This is a genomic window from Nitrosomonas communis (assembly GCF_900114745.1).
GTDB classification, from domain to species: domain Bacteria; phylum Pseudomonadota; class Gammaproteobacteria; order Burkholderiales; family Nitrosomonadaceae; genus Nitrosomonas; species Nitrosomonas communis_A.
Genome location: NZ_FOUB01000113.1, coordinates 1 through 6,455, shown reverse-complemented (window position 1 = coordinate 6,455; position 6,455 = coordinate 1). Strand labels below are relative to the sequence as shown.

The 6,455-nt window shown below is 51.4% G+C and carries 7 protein-coding genes; 1 reads left to right on the top strand and 6 read right to left on the bottom strand.

Going from position 1 to position 6,455, the window contains the following annotated elements:
- Positions 1 to 268 precede the first annotated feature (268 nt).
- Positions 269 to 442, top strand: coding sequence for a hypothetical protein (locus BM122_RS23710; RefSeq protein ID WP_177198228.1), 174 nt, complete (start codon positions 269 to 271; stop codon positions 440 to 442).
- A 320-nt stretch (positions 443 to 762) separates the two neighbouring features.
- Here the strand turns inward: BM122_RS23710 and BM122_RS19900 are convergent, their stop codons facing one another.
- The 6 genes from BM122_RS19900 to BM122_RS19880 form a co-directional block, all read right to left on the bottom strand.
- On the bottom strand, positions 763 to 2,658 hold the full coding sequence (locus tag BM122_RS19900) for a heavy metal translocating P-type ATPase (RefSeq protein ID WP_218152185.1): 1,896 nt from the start codon (positions 2,656 to 2,658) through the stop codon (positions 763 to 765).
- Between the two features lie 365 nt (positions 2,659 to 3,023).
- Positions 3,024 to 3,479, bottom strand: a complete 456-nt coding sequence (locus BM122_RS26655; protein WP_442754645.1) for a hypothetical protein — start codon at positions 3,477 to 3,479, stop codon at positions 3,024 to 3,026.
- On the bottom strand, positions 3,457 to 3,795 hold the full coding sequence (locus tag BM122_RS26650; RefSeq protein WP_442754643.1) for a hypothetical protein: 339 nt from the start codon (positions 3,793 to 3,795) through the stop codon (positions 3,457 to 3,459). The genes BM122_RS26655 and BM122_RS26650 overlap by 23 nt, the downstream gene beginning before the upstream one ends.
- Before the next feature lie 252 nt (positions 3,796 to 4,047).
- Positions 4,048 to 4,482 carry a LacI family transcriptional regulator gene (locus BM122_RS19890; RefSeq protein WP_074907266.1) on the bottom strand — a complete coding sequence of 145 codons (435 nt, stop codon included), beginning with the start codon at positions 4,480 to 4,482 and terminating at the stop codon, positions 4,048 to 4,050.
- Positions 4,479 to 5,834: a recombinase family protein gene (locus BM122_RS19885; protein ID WP_074907263.1), complete on the bottom strand. Its 1,356-nt coding sequence runs from the start codon at positions 5,832 to 5,834 to the stop codon at positions 4,479 to 4,481. Before BM122_RS19885 ends, BM122_RS19890 begins: the two co-directional genes overlap by 4 nt.
- Entirely contained in the window at positions 5,831 to 6,322 is a 492-nt protein-coding gene (locus tag BM122_RS19880; protein ID WP_074907261.1) for a DUF2924 domain-containing protein, read from the bottom strand. Before BM122_RS19880 ends, BM122_RS19885 begins: the two co-directional genes overlap by 4 nt.
- Positions 6,323 to 6,455 lie beyond the last annotated feature (133 nt).

The window sequence follows — 6,455 nt, the reverse complement described above, 5'->3', positions numbered from 1 at the left end:
AAACTAGTACGCATATCACCATTCAGAGAAAATTCCACAGCCGAAGCTGGAGCGACCCAATGCAGGCACACTCCACAAAGCATGAGAGTTGTCCATTTCCTAAATAGCACAGAATGATTTTAAACTACAATAAGTTATAGACTCCTGAAAAATTCGAGCTACAAAATGAGGCAGGTCAGGAAAAAATGTTATTTTTTGTTGATCCAGAATAACACTTTGTTTTAAATATGTAATATGTAAATCAAACTCCCCGATATGAGACCTTACCATGCAACTCGGTTTCTTTGGCCTTGACAGCCAATATGCTCAGCTAACTAAGCTAAAAGCTCCGCTTGAAGAGCTGAATCGCATAATTGACTGGAATCTATTTGCTGAGCTTCTTGCAAAGACAACGACGAGCCGCGGAAAAGTGCAGCGGGGCGCAAACCCTCTGATCGGGTGATGCAATTCAAGATGCGGATTGCAAAGAATGTAGTAACCATAGTGTCTAGATTGACAGCAAACAGTAACAACTACCTACCTGATTCCAGGTGAATCTGCGTCCTCAAGATCAATATTGCTATTCTATTCGAAAAAAGGGCTTAGGTTCGGTTCCCTACTCCACCAACAACCAAACCTCAACCATTCGTGGTTGGGGGGTTATTGTCTCTTTACCCAGTGTTGACGCGGATTTAGAGGCAATTGGTTGTGGTTGGCAACCCCTTTAGCGGTGGCGGCCGAAAGCGACGTTGGCGCGCATTTTCATACATTCACCAGTTGCGCTTACGCTCCATGAATGCGAACGCGAAGCAACTTGATCGAATTGATGAACACCAACACATCCGGCCCCAGGTGAATAATGGCGGCTTCAATGGGACCGATCCAACCAAGAAGGGCAGCAGTAATTCCGAGCACGTGAACCACCCCAATACCCACGAAGATGTTTTCCTGAATCGTTCTGTATGCGCGTCGCGCAATCGCCCTCGCCCCAGCGATCTTTCTAAGATCGTCGGTCATCAGCGCAATGTCCGCCGCTTCCAGCGCGGCCTGCGTCCCCCCAGCGCCCATCGCAATGCCGACATTCGCGCGCGCGAGTGCAGGCGCATCATTGATGCCATCGCCGACCATTGCCACACGGTGACCCTGCGCGACTAGATCACCAATGGCTTTGACCTTGTCCTCCGGCATCAGATCGGCACGTACTTCATCGATACCAAGGTCGCGCGCCACGACTTCGGCTGTGGCTCGATTGTCTCCTGTCAGCATCACAAGACGCTTGATGCCGGTGGCTTTCAGTTCATCCAAGGACTCGCGTACTCCAGGTCGCAAGGTATCTGCGATGAAGATCACCCCGACAAATTCATTATCGATGGCAACGTGAATGGGCGTACGACCACCATCCTCAACTACCTCGGCTAGCGAGACGCCGTTCTCACGAAGCAGCGCTGCGTTGCCAACCAGGATGATACGCCCCTCGACCGTCGCCTTCACGCCGCGCCCTTGGAACTGCTCAAAGCTTTCCGATTCCGGAACTGGAATACCTTGTTGGGCAGCAGCCTCGACGACTGCCTTTGCAAGCGGGTGTGCAGATCGCCTGTCCGCAGCGGCGGCCCAGCGCAGTAATTCTGCTTCTTTTAAGCTGGCTCGGTTCGATAAAATCTGCACCACTCGTGGCTGATTAGCCGTCAACGTTCCGGTCTTATCGAACACCATGACATCGACCTTGGCAAGGGCTTCTAAATAGACGCCTCCCTTGATTAGGATACCGGCGCGTGCGGCACGAGCAATCGCCGCGATCATGACCAGTGGTGTGGCCAGCCCGAGTTCTGCCGGGGAGGTAAAGATCAACAACGTGACGACAGTACGCACGTCCCACGTCACCAGGTATACGCCGACTAGGAAAATCAGCACGAGAGGGATGAGCCATGCAGCCACCCTATCGGCTAGCTTCTGAATGGGCGCCTGCTCAGACTCCGCGCTCTCAACCAAGGCAATGATACGCGAGAAAGTGGTGTCAGCACCCAAACGCTCGGTGCGGACATCGAGGGCGCCGGAGTCGAGCAGGGTACCGGCCAATAGCGTCGAGCCCGCACTCTTGTCCTTCGGGATGCTCTCTCCCGTGAGCGGTGCCTCGTTGACCGCCCCTTGCCCTGCGATCACCGTTCCGTCGACAGGGATCTTTTCACCGGCGCGAACGAGAACGACGTCGCCCACATTCAGTTCGCTGATGGCGACACGCCGTTCGTCACCCTTCTCCTGCAAGCGGGCGACTTGAGGCACGGAGACGATTAGCGCCTTGATAGAGGCCCGAGCGCGATCAGTGCTAAGTTCGGTAATGAACTCAGCGATCAGGATGATCACCATCAGCACAGCGCCCGCGACCGTTTCCCCGCCGAATACCGCCACCAGGGTCGCTATGGTCACGAAGATCTCGGTGCCGATCTTGTGCTCATGGATCAGGTCCAGCAGACCGATCTTCACCAGCGGATACAGGCCCACGGCCACGGCCAGCCACAGCAACTCCAGAGGAGCCATGCCCTGCCAGAACAATAGCGTCGTCACTCCAGTGGCCAGGATGCGCACTATCTCTATCGATCTATCGAACCTCATCAAGGAAGCCAGGCGGAACTGGTCCGGCGAGCCTTTCATGGTTGAGAGTTGGTTCTTGGCCTCCGTCATTGCAATTCACCTTCAGGCGAGCGCTAGCACGTGCTTCCGCTGTAGCCTAACATAAACAACCACCAGCGGGAACAGTGCGTTGGAGCAGCCTTTAACTTTTGCGACTCAGCATAAGCCTGTTGGGTTGCCTTGATATATCGCTTCGCCCGCACGGTGAAATGGTTGGCCTTATGCTTGATCTTCAAACATTCCAGCTTAAATACGGCGTAAATGGACATGAACACATGGTTAACTTGCGTGGTTACCGTCCGGGTTGGCGACTTTGCTAGCGCCGCATTGAATTTCAACGACTTGTGAAACGCTTCGACTTTCCACCGTTTTTTGTAGATTGCTGCTACTTGTCCACCTTCGCAGGAGAGGCTACTCTAAACCAGATTCAACGCGCCGGTGCTGCCATCCTTGTTCGTAAAGACCCGCCGCACCAGAAGCACTTCCTGATCGAAGCCTTTCAGCCAGCCGCGCACTGCCTGCTGATCCGATAACACCAGTTCGCTTACCTTGACGAAATGGCCTTGTTGTTTGTCTTCCAGTGTCAGCGCTACCTGCCAATTATCCTTCAATGCCGCTACGAAATGTTTGCCTGAACGCAGTACCGTTTCAAAGTTCTCTGCCGCCGCGAACCAGATATCGAACAGCACATAACGGAATTTGAGTGGGTTGTTCACACATGTCTTGAGCATGCTCCGCAGCCACCCGTTCTGGGTGACCTCACTAGCGCACTTGGTTGGGCGCGTTTTAACGTCGCAAAATTGAAACGGTTTGCGAATCATTTCGAAAGCCACCGGGATCGATACCTCATCATTGTAATACAGCGCATTCAACAGGTTGGTGCCCTTTGACCGTCTGCCCTTTGCAAGGGTCATAATGCCAGCAAACAACCTCGTTCTCGTCTTTCAAGGCTTTCTCCTGCACCGTATCATCAAAAATCAGATAGCCTTCCTCCTGCTCGGTTTGCCGTACTACTGACTTCACTTCCCGCCACAAATCCTTGGATGTGTATTTGCGTTCTGTCAAAAACCGGGTCACTTGATCATGACTCATCTTCCCGTCTAGCATGGCCGGTAATTCGGTCGCCCTCGCGTAGCCGGTAGTACTGATCAAATAATCCGTATATAAATCTATATACTTTGTTTTCATGCCAGCAATGATACGCTATCAGTGGGGTTGCGTAACATCAGTTAGATAATGCTTAAAAGTGTGTAGAAAAAATAAGCCACCTTCTTCATAGGAATGAAAGTATAGGAAACCGGATAAGAGGCCAACCATACAGAAAAGTGATCAGAGATTCACTAAAGAGTACTAATGACCTAGTGAGCTTCAGCCAAGTTAATCAAAATCAGAAAGAATTTCCTCGGCTATTTCTTAAGGAAACTACAAATATCCATGTAATTAAGCATATTTTACTCGCTCCCTCTGCTCCTCCCACAGCACCGGCGGATCAATCGCCAAATCGAACAGGGTAATGTGATTCGGCAATGCATCATCCAGAATAGCAGCCACAATATCCGGCGCCAACGTGGTCAAGTTGACCATGCGACTCACGTAGCTACTGTCGATTCCTTCGAGGGTAGCGATTTCTCTTAGAGATTTGGTTTCACCTGATTCCAACATAGCCAGCCATCGATGACCCCTCGCTAGTGCAAGCTGCAGTGGTGTCGCCGCCGTGTCCCAAGGCCGTGCCTTTGCAATTCCACCGTTGGGCAACGTGACCAGCTTACGTCCACTGCGACGTTTGATCTGAATTGGTATGGTCAACGTTAGCGTGCCGTCACTGGATGCAATAACATCTGATGCGCCAGTCTTCTGGATCCTAATATCGCTCATGCCAATGCCTCCTCTTGCTGTACGATTGGCTTCGGGCTCATTTCCAGCAAGAGTCGCTCAATGCCATTGGCACGCAGTCTCACCTCAAGATCGTTGGGTGATACGATTACCTTTTCAACCAGAAGCTTTACGATACGCGTCTGCTCTGTCGGAAATAATTGCTCCCAAATCGCGTCAAGCCGCGTCATCGCCACGGTGACTTTGGCCTCATCCAAGGTTGGATCGAGCTTGATTGCCTGAGGCAACACCTCCCCTAGCAATTCTGGAGCACGCAATATCGTACGCAACTGATTAAGTACCGCAGATTCCAGTTCTGAAGCAGGCAGACGCGGCAATCCTGATACACCCGCATGCTCCTTGGCATCACGTTGCGGAATGTAATAGCAATAACGACATCCATTCTTCTTGGTCGTGTGCCATGGGGACAAAGCCCGTCCATCATTGCCAAACACAATCCCTTTTAGCAGATACGGCACCTTTGCTCTTGTATCGTTGCCGCGAACGCGACCATTGGTAGCGAGGATGGTATGCACCTTGTCCCACAAATCACGCTCGATGATGGGCGGATGCTCAGCTTGATACCACTGCTCTTTGTGGCGCAGTTCACCGAGGTAAGTGCGATTGTTGAGTACTTTGTAGATTAAACTCTTATCGACCGACCTACCCTTACGAACTTTGCCATCCTGAGTGGTCCAGGATTTCGAGGTTACCCCATCCAGTTTCAGTTCCTTGACCAAGGTTGTGCTGGAACCCAACTCGACGAACCGCTCAAAGATATGCCGGATAATCTTGGCTTCACGCTCGTTCGGTATCAATCGGCGATTTTCCACATCGTAGCCGAGCGGTGGTATGCCACCCATCCACATGCCTTTGCGCTTACTGGCCGTGATTTTGTCACGGATGCGCTCACCGGTGACTTCCCGCTCGAACTGAGCGAACGAGAGTAAAATATTGAGCATAAGCCGGCCCATGCTGGTCGTTGTATTAAATTGCTGCGTGATTGAAACGAAAGATACGCCGTAACGTTCAAATACCTCGACCATCCTGGAGAAATCGGCCAGACTGCGCGTCAACCGGTCAATCTTGTAGATGATGACAACATCAATCTTGCCGGCTTCGATGTCAGCCAATAAGCGCTGCAGCGCAGGCCGCTCCATGTTGCCACCGGAGTATGCCGGATCATCATAATCATCAGAAACCGTAATCCAACCCTCATTTCGCTGGCTCGCAATGTAGGCATGACCCGCGTCACGCTGGGCATCGATGGAATTGTATTCCTGATCCAGCCCTTCCTCAGTGGATTTGCGTGTGTAGACCGCACAGCGCATGCGTCGCTTGATGTTTTCGCTCATCGCTTGGCTCCTTTCTTGACTTTGGTTTTCACAGGCGCCAGGCCAAAAAAGAGTGGTCCGGACCATCGCGTACCTGTGATCTCACGTGCAATTGCGGATAAACTGGCATACCGACTGCCTTCATATTCATATTGACCATCTGCTTCCACCATCACGCGATGCTCGACATCTTGGTAAATCCGTATCAATACGCTACCTGCCAAGGGGCGATAATCCTTTTCACGGCTGCGCAACTTGCCAGTTTCAATCAATGCCTGGATACGCCGCTCGTTACTTTCCAGCAGATTAAGATTGGTTTTGCGGAATTCTATGAGTTGCAGTTTGTGTGCAAGGCGGCGCTCAAGAAACTGTCGATTGTGGTTCGGTATCTCGTTACCAAATAATTGTTTCCAAAGCACCTTGATTTCGATCATCGGCAATGAAGGTAATTGGGCGATTTGTGATAGCACTGATGGTGGAAAGGCATATGGGGTGTGAGGTGCGTTCATTTTGGCTCCATTTTTATCTTGTTGACGGGTTTGAATGAACGTATATGGACTCCTCCGTTTTGCGTGAAATTTTTTTGATCTGGCATGGCTGAAACACTTGCACTCGTATATCCGGCCTGTAACGGGAGCTTTC

Excerpts from the sequence above, each read along its gene's own strand:
- BM122_RS19885 (WP_074907263.1), bottom strand. The coding sequence starts at position 5,834 with ATGAGCGAAAACATCAAGCGACGCATGCGCTGTGCGGTCTACACACGC.
- BM122_RS19890 (WP_074907266.1), bottom strand. The coding sequence starts at position 4,482 with ATGAGCGATATTAGGATCCAGAAGACTGGCGCATCAGATGTTATTGCA.
- BM122_RS23710 (WP_177198228.1), top strand. The coding sequence starts at position 269 with ATGCAACTCGGTTTCTTTGGCCTTGACAGCCAATATGCTCAGCTAACT.
- BM122_RS19880 (WP_074907261.1), bottom strand. The coding sequence starts at position 6,322 with ATGAACGCACCTCACACCCCATATGCCTTTCCACCATCAGTGCTATCA.
- BM122_RS19900 (WP_218152185.1), bottom strand. The coding sequence starts at position 2,658 with ATGACGGAGGCCAAGAACCAACTCTCAACCATGAAAGGCTCGCCGGAC.
- BM122_RS26650 (WP_442754643.1), bottom strand. The coding sequence starts at position 3,795 with ATGAAAACAAAGTATATAGATTTATATACGGATTATTTGATCAGTACT.